Source organism: Streptomyces triticirhizae, from assembly GCF_003696235.1.
Classification (GTDB): Bacteria; Actinomycetota; Actinomycetes; order Streptomycetales; family Streptomycetaceae; genus Streptomyces; species Streptomyces triticirhizae.
This window is the reverse complement of sequence record NZ_RFFJ01000130.1, coordinates 1-17,913: the sequence shown is the minus strand read 5'-3', so window position 1 is coordinate 17,913 and position 17,913 is coordinate 1. Positions and strand designations below refer to the sequence as shown.

Below are 17,913 nucleotides of genomic sequence, written 5' to 3'. Positions count from 1 at the left end.
CGGCGGCCCGCAGCACCAGCGCCCGGCCGACCTCCAGGCTCCGCACCGCGCCCGCCGCGTCGCCCGCCGCCAGCGCCCAGCCCGCCACGCGCAACGCCCAGTCGGCGCCGCGCCGCGCCGTCTCCAGACCGTGTTCGGCGCCCGCCTGCATCAGGACGTCGTCGCTCACCACGCGCAGCGCCAGCCGCCCGGCCTCGGCCGCGATCCGCAGATCCCCCAACCCCCGGTCGGCGCGGAGCGCGTGGGCCCGGGCCAGTGTCCACAGCACGTCCCGCGCGCCCTCGCCGTCCACGCGTGCGACCAGCGCGGCCCGTGCCCGCCGGCTCTCCGTGACCGCCTCGTCCAACGACCGCCGGTCGCCGGTCAGCCTGTGGTGCGTCAGCAGCGCCTCGGCGATGTTCCGCAGGGTCATGGCCCGTTGGTTGACGACACCCGACTCGACCGAGTCCAGCGCGGCCCGGCTGGCCGCCACGGCCTGGAGGATGCGGTCGGGGTCGCGCTCCAGCGTCGAGCTGCTGGCCAGGATCAACGGCCAACCCGAGTCGAGCAGTTGCCGCACGACGGGGAGGGTGGCCTCGTCGGCTCTGACCTCCTCGACCAGGCGCAGCGCCGCGCGCAGGTCCCTCACGCTGCTCCGCAGCTGGGCCCGCAGCGCGTGGGCGAGGATCAGCTGGGCCGCGACCTGCGGATACACCGGATCGCGCCGGTCCACCCGCGCGAGCAGAGCGCGCAGCTCCGCGAGGCACTCGTCGACGATCGCGGCCTCGTCCGGCCCGCCGTTCCCTCCCGGCCCGCCAGCCGCGCCCCGGTCGCCCCGTCCGCCCGGCGCACCCGGCGCGTCCGACTCGCCCCACAGCCTCCGCAGCCGCAGCCCGATGACCAGGGACCGCGACAGCACGGTCAGCCGGCGGGCGTCCGCCGGGCCCGACAGCGCCGCGACGTCCCGCAGCGGCCCGGGGGTCAACGCGCCCAGCACGCGGGCCGTTTCCTCCTCGTCCCTGAGGTTCCCCCGGGTGATCGTCGCGACCGAGGGGATCACGCCGAGCATGGCCGCCAGCGTCGTGGCCGCCTCGTGGTCGGGCGGAAGCTGGGCGGCGGCCCGCCGCAGCTCGGCGTAGGCGCGGTCGACACGGTCGGTCTCGCCCGTGCGCAGCGCGAGCATCGCGTCGCCCATCGCGCTCAGGCCCAGGTCAAGGGCGTCCCGCGCCGGGTCGCCGCTGCCCCAGGCCGCCGGGCGCAGCGTCTCGACCAACTCGCGCAGCCGCGCGGTCCCCACCACGCCGGGCGAGGTGATCTCGGCGACCAGCGCGAGCGCCGCCACGTGCGTCGGATCGGGCTCATCCGGCTCCGTCGTCGGCGGCTTCGGCTCCGGCTCCGGCTCCAGGGCCGGGGCCTGGGCCAGGGCCGGCAGGCCGCGCATCATGCCCAGCATCCCCTGGAGCAGCCCGCGCCCCGCGGTCAGCTCGGGCCGCTCACGGAGTAGCCGATCTCCCAGATCGACCATCCCCGGCATGTCGCCGGCGCCGAGCAGCGTCCGCATCAGTGCGAGCGTCGAACGCAGCCGCCCCGCCTCGGCCGACAGCGGCTCGGGCAGCCGGGCCACCTCCAGCTCGCGGAGCAGCGCCTCCGCCTCGGCCGCATCGGCGAGGAGTTGGGGCGTGCGCCCTTCGGCACGCAGGCCCCACGCGATGATCCGCTCCGCTGCCGGCATCCAGCCCCCGGCGTCCGGCTGCGGCATCGGCAGCAGCAGCGTCGTCAGCACCAACGCCGCCCGCACCCGCTCCCGTTCGCCCAGCGCCCCTGGCCCGGCCACCGCGCGGGCCGCGCGCAGCAGCCGTATCCCCTCCGCCCGGTCCGCGTCCGTGCCGACGCCCGTCAGATACCGCTTGCCGTACAGGCCGCCCAGCCGCGCCCACAGCAGCGCCGCCCCGGGCGCGTCGCCGCCGCCCAACTCCCGCTCGGCGCGCGCCAACTCCGCCACCGTCCCGTCGAGGTCGGGGCGCGGGCCCGCCCCCTCGCCCGGGCCCGCACCCGCCCCCTCGCCCGCACCCATCGCGGGCAGCAACCGGTCCGCCGCCTCCAGGGCCCGCTCCACCTCGGCGTCCATCCGCCGTCCCTCCCCTCCCGCTGGTCGCGACCCGCTTCCCGTCCCGTCCCGGTCCCGCTTCCCGGTCCCGCTTCCCGGTCCCGCTTCCCGTCTCATCCTGGCCACTTCCGACCGCGCCCACCCGCCCCGCACCGGGATCGGAGGAAAATCGCCCAACCAACGACCAGTTGCGCCGCCACTCACGCCCGGGAACCGGCTGTTGACTGGGAGACAGCAAAGCAGACGCCACTGACAACGGAGGGTGACCAACCGTGAACGCGACAACCGAATCGCTGTTGATCACGGTGGTCGCCGTGCTGGGGACCCTGATCTCGGCGCTGTTGGCCCAGCGGCAGGCCCACCGTTCCCTGTCGGAGGAACTCAACCGGCTCGAACGCCGCAGCTCCACCGAGTCCAACCGCGCGACCTACACCGCGCTCAACACCGCCGCCCGCCGCTATGTCGCCGCCCTCACCGACCAGTTGCACGCGCTGCGCGGCGAGGGCGGCGCCGCCCGCACCACCGAGGACCTGCGCCGCACCACCGAGGACCTGCGCCGCGCCCGCGCCACCCACGCCGACTGCTACGCGGAGATCCAACTCATCGCCCCCGCCCCCGTCCTGGCCGCGGCGCAGGAGGTCAACCACACCCTCAACGCCACCTACGGCGTCCTGATGCGCCTCACCACCGCCACGGCCGCCCCCGACGAGACCCCGGCCAGCGCCCAGGCCCGCATCACCGACCTGTGGGAGACCACCCTCCCCACCCTCCGCACGGCGATGCGCCGCGACCTCCACCTCGACCCGCACGCGTGAGGACCGATCCCATGACGGACGAGCCGACGGCGCGCGGCGCCAGTGACGCCAACGAACGGCAGGCGCGGGTGGCCGCAGCCGTGGAGGAGGCCCGCCGGGCGTTGGGCGGGACCGACAACGAGGGCTGGCCGCCGCCCGAGTCGCTGGCGCCGGCCATCGACCAACTGACCGCCGTCGAAGCGGAGTTGTCTCGTCACGGCGAGAACAGCAACCTGGTGTCCGTGTGCCTGGGCATCGCGCTCGGCGTGCGCTGCCTCGGCGCGGGCGCCGACGCGGCCCCGGAGGACCGGGCGCAGGCGCTCCGCCGCCTGCGCTGGGCCGACGCCGAGGGGCCGCTGGAGCTTCCGTACGTGGTGGAGGCCCGGATGGCGCTGGTCCTCCTGTTGGTGCCCTGGGCCAGGTCCGCGCTCCGGGGTGCGGGCCCCGCGCTGCTGGTCACCGGCGACGTGCGGGTGGTGTCCGAGTCGGCGCTCCGGAACCTCGCCGAGGCGGCGAAACGCCGTCCCGTTACCCCTGCGAGCTGGCCGTGTTCAGCTACGCGCCGTCGGGCACCCAGTTCCTGGCCGCCGCAGCGCGCCGGCGCGCGCCCCCCGCCGCCGGGCGGCAGGTGCTGCTCGCCGCCCTACCCGGCGGCGCGAACCCGGCCCAGCTGATCCATCTGGCCTGTCACGCCCTGGCCGCGCCCCGCCCCACCGCGTCCGCGCTGCGGCTGGCCCAACCGCCGGGCGCGCCACCGGACGCCGGCCGGCTCACGGTCTCCGAGATCCTGGACGCCGTCGCCGGCGGCCCCGCCGACGCCCCGGGCGAGGCCGACGCCGGCCCCCTGGTCGTGCTCAGCGCCTGCGAGACCGACCTCAGTACCCGCCGCCACGACGAGGCGTTGACGCTCGCCACCGCCCTGGTCGCCTGCGGCGCGGCCGATGTCGTCGGCTCCCGCTGGGCGGTGGTGGACGGCGCGACGGCCGTGCTGATGGCCGTCTTCCACCACCACCTCACCGCCAGCGGCCGCGCCCCGCCCGACGCGCTGCGCGCCGCCCAGCTGTGGATGCTCGACCCGCACCGCGAGCCGCCGCCCACTCTCCCCGGCCCGCTCCGCCGCGAGGCCGGCCGCCCCGACCCGCACCACCCGCACCTGTGGGCCGCGTTCACCCACCAGGGCAACCCGCGCCCGGCGCCCGCCCGTTGACGCGCCCGCGCCCGGCGCCCGCCCGTTGACGCGCGCCCCTCGCCCGACCGGGGCGTTCCCGTCGCCCCGGCTGCTACCATGCCGACGCTCCCAACCCCGGCGACCACGCTGCGTGGAGGAACGGTGTCCTTTCTCCGGTTTCTGGAAGACGATGTCAGGGAGATGGCGAGGCGACTCGTGAGCAGCGGCGACGACATGCGGAACGCGGCCAGGGAACTGGCCGGCACCGACGCCAGCCGCCTCGGCACCTCCGAACTCACCTCGCGCTGCGAGGACTTCGCCGACTCCTGGGACTACGGCTTCGGCCAGCTCTCCGACCTGACCAGCGGCATAGGCGACGTGGCCAACAACGCGGCGGACACGCTCACCGCGACCGACGAGGAGCTGGAGGCCACCATCAGAAACGCCAACCAGGGCTGAGCCCGACACCCACTCAAGGAACCGTGACCCGGGAGTCAACAGAATGAGCGACGACTTCCCCCATCTGGGGTTCGACCCGTGCCCCGGTGACGTCTCCGCCGCCGAGCGCGTCGCGGAGACCATGCGTCAGATCACCACGGCGAGTTCCCTCACCCACGGCACGCTGCTGTCGATCAACACCGACAGCGGCGTGTGGGTGGGGCGGGCGGCCGACGCGTTCTCGGACGCGTTCTCCGAGGTCCCGCCCTATCTGGAGCGCGCCGTCAACGCGTTGGACACCGCCAGCCGCGCGCTGTCCACCTGGGTCACCCAGCTCGACACCCTCCAGTCGCGGGCTCGCGCCCTGGAGGAGGAGGCCGCCAGCGCCGCCGCCTCCGTCAGCGCCGCCCAGGCCAGCGTGGACGCGCTGCCCACCGACACCTCCGACATGACCGACGAGGAACGGGAGCGGCACGACGAGGAGGCCGAGACCGAACGCGGCCGGCTCGACCGCGCCAACGCCGCGCTGGCGGACATCCGCGAGCGGGCTCGGACGTTGAACCTGGAGTACACCTCCCACGCCGACGACACCGCCCGCCAGCTGCGCAACGCCGCCGACGCCGCGCCGCCCGAGCCGGGTCTGTGGGACTCGGTGGTCGGCGCGTTCGAGGGCATCGGCGACTTCTTCGTCGAGGTCGGACGGGCGCTCACCGACCCCGACACCCTCAAGGCGATCGGCGACTTCTTCTCCAACGTGGCGATGGTGCTCGGCGTCGTCTGCCTGATCGTCATGTGCTTCACGCCGCTCGGCCCGCTCGCCTGGATCGCGCTGGGCGCCTCAGCGCTGGCGCTCGGCTTCCACGTGGCGGCCAAGATCGGTGGCGCGGACGTCGGTTGGGACACCATCATCTGCGACGCCATCGGCGTGGCCGGCGGCGCCCTGGGGATCTACGCCGGCCGGGTGGTCAACGCGGGCCGGGCGACCGTGGCCGCCGGGCAGGGGATGCGCGCCTCCGGCTGGGGCCGGTTCTTCAGCCTGGGCAGCCTGCGGCAGGCGGTCACCCCGTGGAACTGGTCGATCCTCGGCGGCGCCGGCCGCGTCTGGGGCATCGGCGAGTACTTCCGTGGCGTCGGCATGACCATGCGCGGCTACCAGGTGATCGCCGCCGGTCAGGCGATGAACTGGGGCGGCGCCGTCGCGGGCAACGCCGCCGCCGGCACCGACCTCTACCGGAACTGGAGCGTGCCGTTCGTGGGGCCCATCAACGACTTCATCGAGGCGCGGGAACGGGACAACGCGCGGGCCGCCGCCGCCTCCCAGCCCGCGCCCCCGACCGTCAACGCCACCGAGCGCCTGACCGCCGCGAGCGGCGCGTTCGTCAACGGCCTCAGCCAGAGCGACCTCGGGACGGCCGCATGACCGCCCCCGCCGGAGGCGCCCCGGGCCCCGGCCGGAATCCCGCCCCAGCCCCGGACCAGGCCCAGCCGTTCGACTACGACTTCACCTGCGAGGTCTCCGAGGACTTCGTCTCCCTCCCCGAGAACGACGCCCCCGACGCCTGGCGCGCAGCGCTGCGCGAGCTGCTGCCCGCCAGCGACGAGGAGGACCTGACGGCGGCGGCCGAGTCGATGCGCGAGGTCATGGACCGCTTCGTGCCACGCAACACCGTGCGCACCGCGCTGTGCGTCGGGCACCGCGAGGAGCAACTCGTCGTCGGCGTCCTGACGTTCTCCGTCGAGTGGACCGCCCACGAGAGCGACCTGGTGATCGCGGAGGCCATCTTCCGCGCCAACCGGGCCGGGCTCTTCGACGACCTGCCGCAGGACGCGTTGGCCGAGATCGACACCCCGTTGGCCAAGGGCGTCCAGGGCCCGCAGGACACCCTCCTCGCCACCCGCCTGCCCTGCGGGCCCGGCGTCTCCCTCACCTCGCTGCGCTCCCTGAAGATCCCCGGCTCCGAGCCGGGCCTCGGGTTGACGCTGGGCGTGGCCGCGATGCAGCTGGTCGTCCCCGCGCCCCGGGGCTACACCCTCTATGTCTCGCTGTTCACGCCGACCCTGGACCACCTGGAACTCTTCGGCGGCCACCTGGCGCGCATCGGCCGCACCCTGGCGTTCGACACCGCCCGGGCGACGGCCGCCCAGGCAACGGCCGACCGGGCCACGGCCGACCGGGCGACGCTCGACCGCCCGACGGGGACGAACGCCTCCGACGCGCCCGTGCCGCCGCCCCGCGCCGACGGGGACGGGGCGCGGTGAGCACCCACGACCGGCTGTTGACCCAACTGCGAGGCGCCGTAGCGGAGTTGGTCGAACTGGAGGCCCGCCATGTGAACGAGGTGCCGGCCGGCCGGGTGCTGGCGGGCGTCGCGGCGACCATCGGCGCGGCGGCGGTCGCCGTTCTCGCGCTGGTCCTGCCGCTCGCCGACCCCGAGCACCTGTGGTGGCTGCTGCTGCCGGGGCTGCCGCTGGCCGTGGTCGCGGGCCGCTGGACATGGCGGGTGCTGCGGCCGTTGACCGCGCACCACGGCCCGGTCGCCGCCGCGCACCGCGCGGCGACGCGTCGGCGGGACGAGGCGTGGGACGCGCTCTACGCCCTGCCGCCGACGGCCACCGGCGGCGCCGAGGAGGAGTGGGCGGCCGTGCGCGAGGTCTACGGCGCGGTGCGCGCCGCCGACGCGGCGGCCGGCTTCGTCGACGGCGCCGACGGTTCGGCCGCTTTCCGCAACCTCGGCCGCCAACTGGCCTGGGCGCTGGGCGCGTTCGCGCTGGTGGTGGCCGAGACCCTGGTGGTGGCGGGCGTCGCGGCCGGGATGCTGGCGGAGCCCTGGCTGTGGCCGATGCTGCTGCCCGGCGCGGTGCTGCTGGCCGGCTGGGCGCCGGCGCTGCGGATCTGCGCGCTGCGCGCGTTCCTGACGCCGCGCCGCGTGACCCGCACCCAACGCCGGGCGTGGCGCGCCGAGTTGGCCTACCGCCGGGCGCGGCTGGCGGCGGCCGGGGTGCCGCCGTGGCGGCATCCCGCGTTCCACACCCAACGCCTGTGGCTGATCTTCGGCGGTCCGCTGTGGCGTCGCCTCGGCGCGGCGTTCGCCGCGTCCCCGGCGGAGACGCTGCGCGCCCTGCCCGCCGACGCCTCCCCGCTGCGCCGCTGGTACTGGCGCTACGTCGGCTCCGGCACGCTCACGCTGACCGGCATCGTGCTGTTCGCCCTCCTGGTCACCTCGCTGCGCGGGGCGCCGTAGGCCGGCGCGCCCGTCAGCCCTCGGGAAAGGCGCGGGCCAGCTCCTCGTCTATCTCACGGAAGCCGTTCAACACCTCGTCCAGGACGGTGGCCGCCGCGTCGGAGAACTCGGCCAACTTCCCGATGCCGTACTCCCACTCGTCGCCGAAGTCGTCCATGCGCCGCTCCAGCCGGTGCACGCCCATGTCGGAGCCGTTGACCTGAGCCATCGAACGGCAGGGGCCCTCCAGGAGCTGCGCAATGGCACGGATGTTGTCGCGGTTGGTGCTGAGCTGGTCGTAGTCGAGATACAGATCGCTGTCGCTCATGCGAACTCCGGTAGGCCGTATGCGGATTCGGTGGCCGGGGGAACGGGCCCTCAGGAGGACGCCGGCGCGGAGGCGGGCCGGTGGGCGAAGGTGATGCCGCGCAACAGCCGCACCACGGTTGGCATGTACCGCTCCCAGTGCCGAACGGCCGGGGTGGCGAAGGTCACCGTCAGCATGTGCTGCTCCCGCACGGGGGAGGGGCCGTCGGGCACTGGCACGAACGCCTGGATCTCCGCGAACGGCACGTCCGTGGGCTCCAGTCGGGGCATCCGGTACACGCGCGGCCCGGTCACCACGGCGGCGGGCTGGCCACACGGCAGCGGGTACACGTCGCCGCTCCACGTCTGGCCCCGGGAGGCCACCAACGACTGGAGGGTCCCCTCGGCCGCGACCTTCGCGCTGTTCCCGTAGGGGAACTCCGTGGCGGTGACCATCAGCGTGGCCAACGAGAGTTCACCGTCCATCAGCCCCGTGACGGCGCCCGCGAAGAGGGCCCCCGCCCGGGCCAGTGCCTGCGAACCGCCGTGCACCTCCCGGAGAACGCGCCGTTCGATGTCCGGATCGCCAACCGCCAACGCACGGGCGCTCTCGGCGGCGAACGCGTGGCTCTCCTCCGGACTCATCCCGATCGGCGGATGCTGAAAGTGCTCGGGCACGTCGAAAGCGACATACATCAGCCGCCTCCCCCCTGTTGGTCGTAGCTCCAGAAGACCCGTTGCCGTTCGAAGTCCTCCAGTGTCCTGCGGTACTCGGCCTCCTTGCGTGCTCGCCAGCGCGGCCCCCAGATCATGAACGAGACGAAGAACAGGGCGATCGCCAGACAGATGATGGCACCCAGCGGGGAGCTGAAGAGCTGGACGATGCCCAGCACGGCAGCCGCCCCGGCGACGCCGGCGGCTCGCCACTGGTACCAGCTGTGTGGTCGTTGTTCCTGTAGATAGAGCCCGTACCGCGCCTCGCCGGCCTGCATCGGTGAGATCGCGGTCAACGACGGCCCCGGATTGGACGTCGCCCACCAGGCGCCGTTGATGCGGTAGTGGTAGTGCGCCCAGGCCGCGCGCCGCCGCGCCATCTCGCTGTCGTCCCGGGCGAAGACGAACCGCAGAATTCCGGTCTGTGGGTAGATGCGGTGCGCACTGATCACGTAACCGAATTCGTGGGCGATGGCCAAGAGGTTGGTAGCGCGCGTCCGGATCACCACCTCGACCTCGGGGGGCGACCCTTCGAAGAGCGCGATAATCTGATGGTCTTTCACCCATGCTCCCGTCTGAGTTGTCTGGCGGCGCGGGAAAGGGCGTCACTCCTGCCCAGAAACCGGTCAGTTGGGCGGGTCAGCTGTCCTCACCACCGGACCGCCAGGCGTTCTCGAAGGAGACCAGCAGCCAGCCGCCTGTCAACGCCATCTCTCCCCACTGCCTGGGGTTGCGCGGTACGAAATGGTTGAGAGCCGACGAGTCCCCAACCAGCCCTACGATGCTGTCGGTGAGAGAGACGTTGCCCAGGCCAGTGCTGATGTCACTCTTGCTGACCGCATGGGCGGCGCGTCCGATCGTGCCGCCCGCTCGGGCGAAGACGCCAACCACCGGGATGGCGCCCAGTGCGTCCTGCCCGATGCTTCGCAGGGATACGTCCGCACCGGCGAGCCTCGCTGCCCCGTGACACACCAGCGCGGCGCCCGCGAACCCAGCGGACACCCCGGCGAGGGCGGCGGTGGCAAGGGCACCACCCCCCACGAACACCGCGAAGCCAAAGGCGAGCAGGCCGATGTAGGTGCTCGCTACGGCCAGCACGTCACCGATGGCCGCGATGCGCTGGGCGTTCTCGACGATCCATTCGGCCAGGCCCGCGGCGATGTCGCCGATCCGATCGGCGACCCAGTTGGCCGCGTCGACCAGGGCGTTGCCGATGCGGGCGAACATGCCGGGCTCGTTCGGGGCCAGGTCCATCGCCCGACCGATGCGGTCCGCGATGGACTCGCCGTACTCGACGAAGCTGTCGCGCAGGGCCTCGGCCTTGCGTCTCACCTCGTCATACGAGGACTGGAGCCGCTGGCGGTCCTGTTCCACCTGGCGACGGTTGGCGGCCGCCTCCTCCGCCGCCTCCTCGTCCTCCGTCGCGAGGTCCTGGGCCAGGTCCTCGAAGGAGGCCGGCGGCGGCAGGGCGTCGAGCTGTGACTTCAGCTCCTGGGCTCGTTCCTCCAACGCGCGGGCGGCGCTCTGCTGGCCCGGCACATACGCGGCCCAGTCCTCCAGTGCCCGGGCGGTTATCAGGAACGACTCGTGGATGACCTCCACCTTGGGCTTGAAGTCGTCGTCAAACCGCTCGCGGAAGGCCTCGGCGGAGCGGCCGCGCCACTGGCCGTCGCCGGTGCCGCGCAGCAGCGCCACGATGTCGGACAGTGCCGTGGTGGTGCTTCGCACCTCCGAGGCCACGCTGTCGATGGCGTCCGTGTGCCCAGGACAGGGCACGAACCCCAACGCCGGGTACTGCGACGCCTGTTCGTAGTCCGGCTCGACCGACGGTGCGGGCCAGTTCACCGCACCCCTCCTCGCGTCGCGTCGGACGAGCTCCTGCCACGGCGTGGCGACACACCAAAGCCCACGATTCCCCCCAAGGAACGCGACATTCCGGCACCGGGTCCTCAGGAACACCGATGCACTCGTTACACAGTGCGCAAGCGTACGAATGCGATGGGTGTTTTCAAAGGCGCCTCAGGTGACGTGTGAGATGAATCACTCGTCGCGGGACGTGAGTCGACGGTTGCTCAGCGGAGCGTCCGCCCTCTGGGGGGTGGGTGCCCGGTCTGTCTGCGGGCCGGTGGCCGGTGCGGGGCAGCCCGACTGGTCGTTTGTTGGTCGACGAGGCTCGTTGCGAGGGGTTGGGGTTCTGGCGCGGGCTACGACGCCGGGCCTACGTGGCGCACGATCGGCCGGGTGCGGGCGTAACGAATGCCGGCAGGAGGCTGGCTGGGAAGAGGGGCGCGGCTTCCGGGAGGTGGGTTCGTTGCCGCCACGGGCGGTGGGTGATGGCGACCGTGCCCTCTGGGCGCGGGGACTGCGCCTTGTTCGGGGGTCGGTTGGCCGGTGGGGGCGTGCGTGGCGCGCACCGGCTTCGCCGGCCTGCCTCGGCACATGGTCCGTCTCGGACATGACGGAGCGTCGGGCGTCTCGCGGGGCCGGTGGCGGTTGTCGGCAAGCGGCGCGGTGAGTGGTGGGGTCGGGTCAACGACCACGCTGCCGCGCGAACATCGCCTGTTGGTGGGGTAGTCCGCGCCTTGTCGGCTTCCGGGCAGGGGGGTCGGGGTCTTTTTCTCTAGGTGCCCGTCTAGAGTTGAACGATCTGTTCACTTTCAAACGGGCACCTAGAAAAAGGTCCCCCCACCCCCCGGCGCGCCCGCCTTCGGGAGTCGACGGCGCGCGGACTACCAAGACGGCAGGCGTTGTTCGCGCGGCAGCGTGGTCGTTGACCGAACGCCCCGTCCTGCCGGCGGAGTGGAGCGGCGGGGGCCGTCCCCCTTCAGTCGCCCGACGATCGGCCACATCCGAGACGGGCGACATGCCGGGGCAGGCCGGCGAAGCCGGTGCGCGCCACGCACGCCCCCAGCGGCCAACCGACCCTCGAACTCGGCGCGGTCCCTGCGCCCGTAGGGCACGGTCGCCACTCCCGACCACCCCGACGGCAACGAACCCACCTCTCGGAAGCACGCCCCCCTTCCCAGCCAGCCTCCTGCCGGCATTCGTTACACCCGCACCCGGCCGATCGTGCGCCACATAGGCCCGGCGTCGTAGCCCGCGCCAGAACCCCAACCCCCCGCAACGAGCCTCGTCGACCAACAAACGACCAGTCGGGCTGCCCCGCACCGGCCACCGGCCCGCAGACAGACCGGGCACCCCCACACTCCCTACCGCGCCCCCGGCGCCCCCAGCGCCGAGGGCACCGCGCTCGCCGCCAACTCGCGGCAGAACAGGCCGAAGTCGAGGCCCGCCGCCTCCACGGCCAGGGGAAACGTGCTGGTCTCCGTCAACCCCGGCGCCACGTTGGTCTCCAGCACCCACACCCCGCCCGCCGCGTCGACGATGGCGTCGGTGCGCGACAGGTGCCGCAGCCCCAGCGCCTGGTGCGCGCGCACCGCGACCCGCGCGGCCTCCTCGGCCACCGCCGCCGGCACCCGCGCCGGGATGTGGAACCGCACCGCCCCCGCCGTGTAGCGGGCCGCGTAGTCGTAGACTCCGTCGGCCGCGATCTCCACCGTCGGCAGCGCACGCGGCCCCTCGCCGAGGTCGGCGACGGCGACGGCGATCTCCGTTCCGGCGACGGCCCGTTCGACGAGCGCCTCGTCGTGGTGCCCGAAGCACGTCATCAGCGCGCCCGGCAGCTCCTCCGCCCGCTCCACCCGCGTGACGCCGAACGCCGAGCCGCCCGCCCTCGGCTTCACGAACAGCGGCAGCCCCAGCCGCTCGACGACCCTGGCCATCACGGCCGTCGCCCCCAGGTCGTGGAACGCGGCCTTCGGCAGCGTCACCGAGGCCGGCGTGGCGACCCCGGCGCGGGACAGGACCTCCTTGGCCACCGCCTTGTCGAACGCGGTCCGGCACGCCCCGGGTGCCGCGCCCACATAGGGAACGCCCAGGAGTTCGAGGACCTCCTTGACGGTGCCGTCCTCGCCCGCGACCCCGTGCAGCAGCGGGAAGACCACCTGCGGGGGATCGGCGGCCAACTCGTCGATCAGGGAAGCGTCCACGTCCCACACCGCCACCTCGACCCCGGCCGCCCGCAGCGCCGCGCTCACCCGCGTGCCCGAACGCAGCGACACCTGACGCTCGTTGCTCAGCCCGCCGGCGAGCACCACCACCCGCTCCAGATCGCTCATCTCTCCCTCACCACGTCCACCGGGGCCGCCAGGGCCACCACGTTCACCAGGCCCGCAACGTTCACCAGGCCCGCCACGTTCAACAGGCCCCGTCGCGCCGCTCACCGCTCGGCGCCGGGCGCCAGCCCCAGCGTGTCGCGGAGCGTCAACTCCTCGCCGATCACCGAGGCCAGCCGCTGCACGCCCTCCTCGATCCGCTCGATCGGCGGATAGCAGAACGACAGCCGCATGTGCGAACGCCCACCCCCGTCGGCGTAGAAGCCCGTGCCCGGAACGTACGCGACCCGCGCGCCCACCGCCCTCGGCAGCAACGCCTTGCTGTCCAGGCCCTCCGGCAGCGAGGCCCACACGAAGAACCCGCCACCCGGCGACGTCCAGCGCACGCCCCGAGGCATGTGCGCCTCCAGCGACCTCAGCATCGCGTCGCGGCGCTCCCGGTACAACTCCCGGAACTCCTTCAGCTGCTCCGCCCACGGCTGCGTCCGCAGATAGCGGTCCACGACCAGCTGCGAGAAGACCGAGTGCGAGAGCATCGCCGACTCGGCGGCCAGCACCAGCTTGTCCCGCACCGGGCCCGGGGCCAGCGCCCAGCCCACCCGCAGCCCCGGCGCCAACGTCTTGGAGAACGAACCCAGATAGACCACGCCCGTCGGGTCGTCGGCCCGCAGCGCCCGCATCGGCTCGCCCCGGTCGTAGTGCAGCAGCCCGTACGGGTTGTCCTCGATCACCAGCACCCCGGCCCGCCGGCACACCTCGCTCACCGCCGCGCGCCGCTCGGCGGAGAGCGTCACCCCGGCCGGGTTCTGGAACGTCGGCACCGTGTAGAACAGCTTCGCCGGCCGCCCCTCGGCCGCCAGCCGCCCGAAGGTCTCCGCCAACGCGCCCGGATCGACGCCCTCCTCGTCCATCGCCACCTGCGCGACCCGCGCCTGACAGGCCGCGAACACGCCCAACGCCGTGACATAGGTGGGCCCCTCGGTCACCACCGTGTCGCCCGGATCGAGGAAGACACGGGCGACCAGGTCGAGTGCCTGCTGCGAGCCGACCGTCACCACCACGTCGTCCGGGTGCGCGTCGATGCCCTCCAGGGACATCACCCCGCAGACCGACTCCCGCAGCCCCGGGTCGCCCTGCGCCGAGCCGTACTGGAGCGCGGTGCCCCCGCGCTCCCGCGTCAGCTCCGCCATCAGCTCGCCCAACGTCTCCAGCGGCAGCCCGTCCACATGGGGCATCCCGCCGGCCAGCGACACGATCTCCGGCCGCGACGCCACAGCGAACAGCGCCCGCACCTCAGAGGCGACCATCCCCGCCGCCCGTTCCGCGTAGTGCCCGCGCCAGGGGTCCAGATCCGTCTCGTGCCGGTCTCCGATGGCCATACGACTCCATCCTCGCGGGCGTCTCTCCTCGGGCTCCCGAGGCTACCCCGCACGCCGCCCACGCGATATCCGGGTGCTGCGACGGCGATTTAAGAAAGTCTTGAGTGCCGCTCGCTAGGGTCGGTCCGTCCGGATCGTGGCGTACACCAGGATGGGGTCTGGGATGACCGAGGAAGAGCGGCTGCTCGACTATCTGAAGTGGACGACCATCGAATTGCGGGAAACCCGCGACCGCCTCGACGAACTGGCCGAAAGGGGCCACGAGCCCATCGCCATCGTCGGCATGAGCTGCGCGTATCCCGGTGGTGTGCGTTCTCCCGCCGAACTGTGGGAACTCGTCGCGAACGGCCGCGACGCCATTTCCGATTTCCCCACCGATCGCGGCTGGGACCTGGACGGGCTTTACGACCCCGACCCCGAGGCGACCGGAAAGTGCTATGTCAGGGAAGGCGGCTTCCTTCACGACGCGGGCGACTTCGACGCCGGGCATTTCGGCATCACCCCGCGCGAGGCCCTCGCGATCGACCCACAGCACCGCCTGCTGCTGGAGGCCGCCTGGGAGGCCGTGGAGAGTTCCGGCACCGACCCCCGGAGCCTCGCCGGCAGCAGGACCGGCGTCTTCACCGGCGTCATGTACAACGACTACGGCAGCCGACCGCGGCCGGCGCCCCCCGAGTTGGAGGGCCACATCGGCAGTGGCAGCGCCCCCAGCATCGCGTCCGGGCGCATCGCCTACACCTTCGGCCTGCACGGGCCGGCCCTGACCGTCGACACCGCCTGCTCCTCCTCCCTCGTCGCCCTGCACCTCGCCTGCCAGGCGCTGCGGCGCGGCGAGTGCGTCCAAGCCCTCGCCGGCGGCGTCACCGTGATGTCGACGCCGGGCGTCTTCGTCGAGTTCTCCCGGCAGCGCGGCCTCTCGCCCGACGGCCGTTGCCGGTCGTTCTCCGCTGACGCGGACGGCACCGGCTGGGCCGAGGGCGTCGGCATGGTGCTGCTGGAACGGCTCTCCGACGCCCGCCGCCACGGGCACCGCGTGCTGGCCACCGTCCTGGGCAGCGCCGTCAACCAGGACGGCACCAGCAACGGCCTGACCGCGCCCAACGGTTCGGCGCAGCGTCAGGTCATCGTCGACGCCCTCGCCGACGCCCGCGTCGCCGCCGACGACGTGGACGTGGTCGAGGCACACGGCACCGGCACCGCGCTCGGCGACCCCATCGAGGTCCAGGCCATCCAGGCCGTCTACGGGCGCCGCGACCCCGAACGCCCCCTGTGGCTCGGCTCGTTGAAGTCCAACATCGGCCACGCCCAGGCCGCCGCCGGCGTCGGCGGCGTCATCAAGATGGTGCGGGCCCTGCACGCCGAGCAGCTGCCGAGGACCCTCCACGCCGAGGAGCCGACCCCGCACGTCGACTGGTCGGCCGGCACCGTCCGGCTGCTGAACGAGGCCCGCCCCTGGCCCGCGCGGCCCGACGGAACCCCGCGCCTCGCCGGCGTCTCCTCGTTCGGCATCAGCGGCACCAACGCACATGTCATCCTCGCCGAGGCCCCCGCGACCGAGCCGAACGAGGAGCCGGTCGCCGCGCCCGCGCCCCACCCCGGCACCGTCATCTGGCCCGTATCGGGCCGCACCCCCGCCGCTCTCCGGGACCAGGCCGCCCGGCTGCACCGCCACCTGGCCGCGCACCCCGACGCCGACCCGGCGGCCGTCGCCCGCACCCTGCTCACCGGCCGCACCCTCTTCGACCACCGCGCCGCCGCCGTCGGCCGGGACCGCGCCGAACTCCTCGACGGACTCGCCCGGATCGCCGCCGGCACCGAGGGCCGCCAGGCCGTCACCGGCTCCCCGAACGCCTCGGGCGCCACCCCGCTGGCCGTTCTCTTCTCCGGCCAGGGCTCCCAACGCCCCGGCATGGGAAGGGAGTTGTACGACGCCTACCCGGTGTTCGCGAAGGCCCTGGACGAGGTCTGCGACCACTTCACGCCCCAACTCCCCGTGCCCCTGCGCGAGGTGCTCTTCTCCGAGGACGAACGAGCCGGGCTGCGCGACACCCTGTACGCGCAGGCCGGGATCTTCGCCGTGGAGACCGCCCTGTTCCGGCTCTTCGAGAGCTTCGGCGTCCGGCCCGAGCTGGTCGGCGGCCACTCCATCGGCGAGCTGACCGCCGCCCATGTGGCCGGCGTCTGGTCCCTGCCCGACGCGGTCGCCCTGGTCGCCGCGCGCGGCCGGCTGATGCGGGCGCTGCCCGCCCACGCCGGCGCCATGCTCGCGGTCAACGCCACCGAGGACGAGGTGGCGCCCGTGTTGGAGGCCGTCGCCGGACGGGTCTCCGTCGCCGCCGTCAACGGCCCGCGCTCCGTGGTCGTCTCGGGCGACCTGGCGGCCATCGACGAGATGGCCGCGCACTGGCGGGGGCAGGGGCGCCGCACCAAGCGGCTGCGCGTCAGCCACGCCTTCCACTCGCCCCACATGGACGGGATGCTGGACGAGTTCCGCGCGGTGGCCGAGTCCCTCACCTACCACCCGCCGACCCTCGCCCTGGTCTCCAACCTGACCGGGGACGCGGCGCCCGCCGCGATCACCGGGGCCGACTACTGGGTGCGGCACGTGCGGGAACCGGTCCGCTTCCACGCGGGCGTCGAGTGGCTCGCCGCCAGGGGCGCCCGCACGTTCCTCGAACTCGGCCCGGACAGTGTGCTGACGCCCATGGTCAGCGAGTGCCTGGCCGAGGGCGAAGGCCCGAGGGACGGCCGTGCGAGGGACGGCGGTGCGCCGCCGCAGGTGGTGCCGACCCTGCACCGCGACCGGCCCGAGGCCGTGGGCGTGGTGACGGCGCTGGCCAGGCTGCACGTCTCGGGCGTTCCCTTCGACCTCGCGGCCACGCTCGGCGAGGTCGCCACGCCGCCGGTCGCGCTGCCCACCTACGCCTTCCAGCGGCGCACGTACTGGCTGCCCACGGGCCCGGCCGCCGACGGCTCGGCGGCGGGGGAGGGTGCCGCGCTCCAGCCGGCGTTCTGGCGCGCGGTGCGCGCCGCCGACGTCGAGGGCGCGGCGGAGGCGCTGGGCGTGGCGCCGGACGCCCCGCTGAGTAGCGTGCTCACCGCGCTCGCGGCGCGGCTGGAGGCCGCGCGGGTGGCCCTGCCCGAGGCGGGGCCGGACGGCGAGGGGAACGAGGCCGGGGACGGGAGTTCGGACGGTGCGGGCGGCGGCCGGCTGGCCGGCCTCGGGCCCGAGGAACGCCGGGCGGCGCTGCTGTCGCTGATCCTCGACGCGGCCCGCGACATCATGGGCGCGGACTCCGCCGACGAGATCAGCCCGGCCGCCGCGCTGCTCGACCTCGGCTTCACGTCGATCATGGCCGTCGAACTCCGCAACCGCCTCACCCAGGCCACGGGCCTGGAACTGTCGCCGGCCGTTGTCTACGACCACCCCACCTTCGACGAGTTGGCCGCCTTCGTCCACGCGTCGCTGCCCGAACCGGTACCCGCCGGCTGAGACCACTCCCACGATCCGCCCCGCGCGAGGTACTCCCCCCGGACCTCGCGCGGGGCGCGGGTCTGTTTGCGCGGGAGCCGCTCGGCGCCTTGGCGGCGCCGGCGCGGCGGGACGCGGCGCGGCGCGGGTGCGGCGGAAC

Annotated in this window: 14 protein-coding genes and 1 pseudogene; 8 read left to right on the top strand and 7 right to left on the bottom strand. The window is 73.9% G+C overall.

The genetic code is table 11. The annotated features are described in order from the left end of the window. Nucleotides 1-2,107, bottom strand: a pseudogene (locus EBN88_RS30670) (hypothetical protein); the annotation flags it as partial. Nucleotides 2,108-2,358: 251 nt separating this feature from the next. Here EBN88_RS30670 and EBN88_RS20485 point away from each other — a divergent pair. The 7 genes from EBN88_RS20485 (at nucleotide 2,359) to EBN88_RS20460 (ending at nucleotide 7,728) form a co-directional block, all read left to right on the top strand. Continuing rightward, nucleotides 2,359-2,901, top strand: coding sequence for a hypothetical protein (locus EBN88_RS20485; RefSeq protein WP_122185376.1), 543 nt, complete (start codon nucleotides 2,359-2,361; stop codon nucleotides 2,899-2,901). Between the two features lie 11 nt (nucleotides 2,902-2,912). Then, nucleotides 2,913-3,554, top strand: coding sequence for a hypothetical protein (locus tag EBN88_RS32750; protein ID WP_407703435.1), 642 nt, complete (start codon nucleotides 2,913-2,915; stop codon nucleotides 3,552-3,554). After that, entirely contained in the window at nucleotides 3,509-4,087 is a 579-nt protein-coding gene (locus tag EBN88_RS32015) for a CHAT domain-containing protein (protein WP_407703434.1), read from the top strand. Before EBN88_RS32750 ends, EBN88_RS32015 begins: the two co-directional genes overlap by 46 nt. 162 nt (nucleotides 4,088-4,249) lie before the next feature. After that, complete coding sequence (locus EBN88_RS20475; protein ID WP_147472779.1) at nucleotides 4,250-4,507, top strand: hypothetical protein; 258 nt, start codon at nucleotides 4,250-4,252, stop codon at nucleotides 4,505-4,507. A 43-nt stretch (nucleotides 4,508-4,550) separates the two neighbouring features. Next, on the top strand, nucleotides 4,551-5,906 hold the full coding sequence (locus EBN88_RS20470) for a WXG100 family type VII secretion target (protein WP_122185373.1): 1,356 nt from the start codon (nucleotides 4,551-4,553) through the stop codon (nucleotides 5,904-5,906). Next, nucleotides 5,903-6,745, top strand: a complete 843-nt coding sequence (locus EBN88_RS20465) for a hypothetical protein (RefSeq protein WP_122185372.1) — start codon at nucleotides 5,903-5,905, stop codon at nucleotides 6,743-6,745. The genes EBN88_RS20470 and EBN88_RS20465 overlap by 4 nt, the downstream gene beginning before the upstream one ends. Continuing rightward, a complete protein-coding gene (locus tag EBN88_RS20460; RefSeq protein ID WP_122185371.1) occupies nucleotides 6,742-7,728 on the top strand; it encodes a hypothetical protein in 987 nt (328 codons plus the stop codon). The genes EBN88_RS20465 and EBN88_RS20460 overlap by 4 nt, the downstream gene beginning before the upstream one ends. Before the next feature lie 13 nt (nucleotides 7,729-7,741). Here the strand turns inward: EBN88_RS20460 and EBN88_RS20455 are convergent, their stop codons facing one another. The 6 genes from EBN88_RS20455 to EBN88_RS20430 form a co-directional block, all read right to left on the bottom strand. Then, on the bottom strand, nucleotides 7,742-8,035 hold the full coding sequence (locus EBN88_RS20455) for a hypothetical protein (protein ID WP_122185370.1): 294 nt from the start codon (nucleotides 8,033-8,035) through the stop codon (nucleotides 7,742-7,744). 50 nt (nucleotides 8,036-8,085) lie between these two features. After that, nucleotides 8,086-8,709 carry a hypothetical protein gene (locus EBN88_RS20450; RefSeq protein ID WP_122185369.1) on the bottom strand — a complete coding sequence of 208 codons (624 nt, stop codon included), beginning with the start codon at nucleotides 8,707-8,709 and terminating at the stop codon, nucleotides 8,086-8,088. Further along, nucleotides 8,709-9,290: a hypothetical protein gene (locus EBN88_RS20445; protein WP_122185368.1), complete on the bottom strand. Its 582-nt coding sequence runs from the start codon at nucleotides 9,288-9,290 to the stop codon at nucleotides 8,709-8,711. Before EBN88_RS20445 ends, EBN88_RS20450 begins: the two co-directional genes overlap by 1 nt. Before the next feature lie 76 nt (nucleotides 9,291-9,366). After that, entirely contained in the window at nucleotides 9,367-10,572 is a 1,206-nt protein-coding gene (locus tag EBN88_RS20440) for a putative T7SS-secreted protein (protein WP_122185367.1), read from the bottom strand. 1,364 nt (nucleotides 10,573-11,936) lie between these two features. Further along, nucleotides 11,937-12,905, bottom strand: coding sequence for a D-alanine--D-alanine ligase family protein (locus tag EBN88_RS20435; RefSeq protein ID WP_122185366.1), 969 nt, complete (start codon nucleotides 12,903-12,905; stop codon nucleotides 11,937-11,939). A gap of 101 nt (nucleotides 12,906-13,006) precedes the next feature. After that, nucleotides 13,007-14,281: an aminotransferase-like domain-containing protein gene (locus EBN88_RS20430; protein ID WP_233580807.1), complete on the bottom strand. Its 1,275-nt coding sequence runs from the start codon at nucleotides 14,279-14,281 to the stop codon at nucleotides 13,007-13,009. Nucleotides 14,282-14,444: 163 nt separating this feature from the next. Here EBN88_RS20430 and EBN88_RS20425 point away from each other — a divergent pair, with 163 nt between their 5' ends. Beyond that, on the top strand, nucleotides 14,445-17,774 hold the full coding sequence (locus EBN88_RS20425) for a type I polyketide synthase (protein ID WP_122185365.1): 3,330 nt from the start codon (nucleotides 14,445-14,447) through the stop codon (nucleotides 17,772-17,774). Nucleotides 17,775-17,913: the final 139 nt, after the last annotated feature.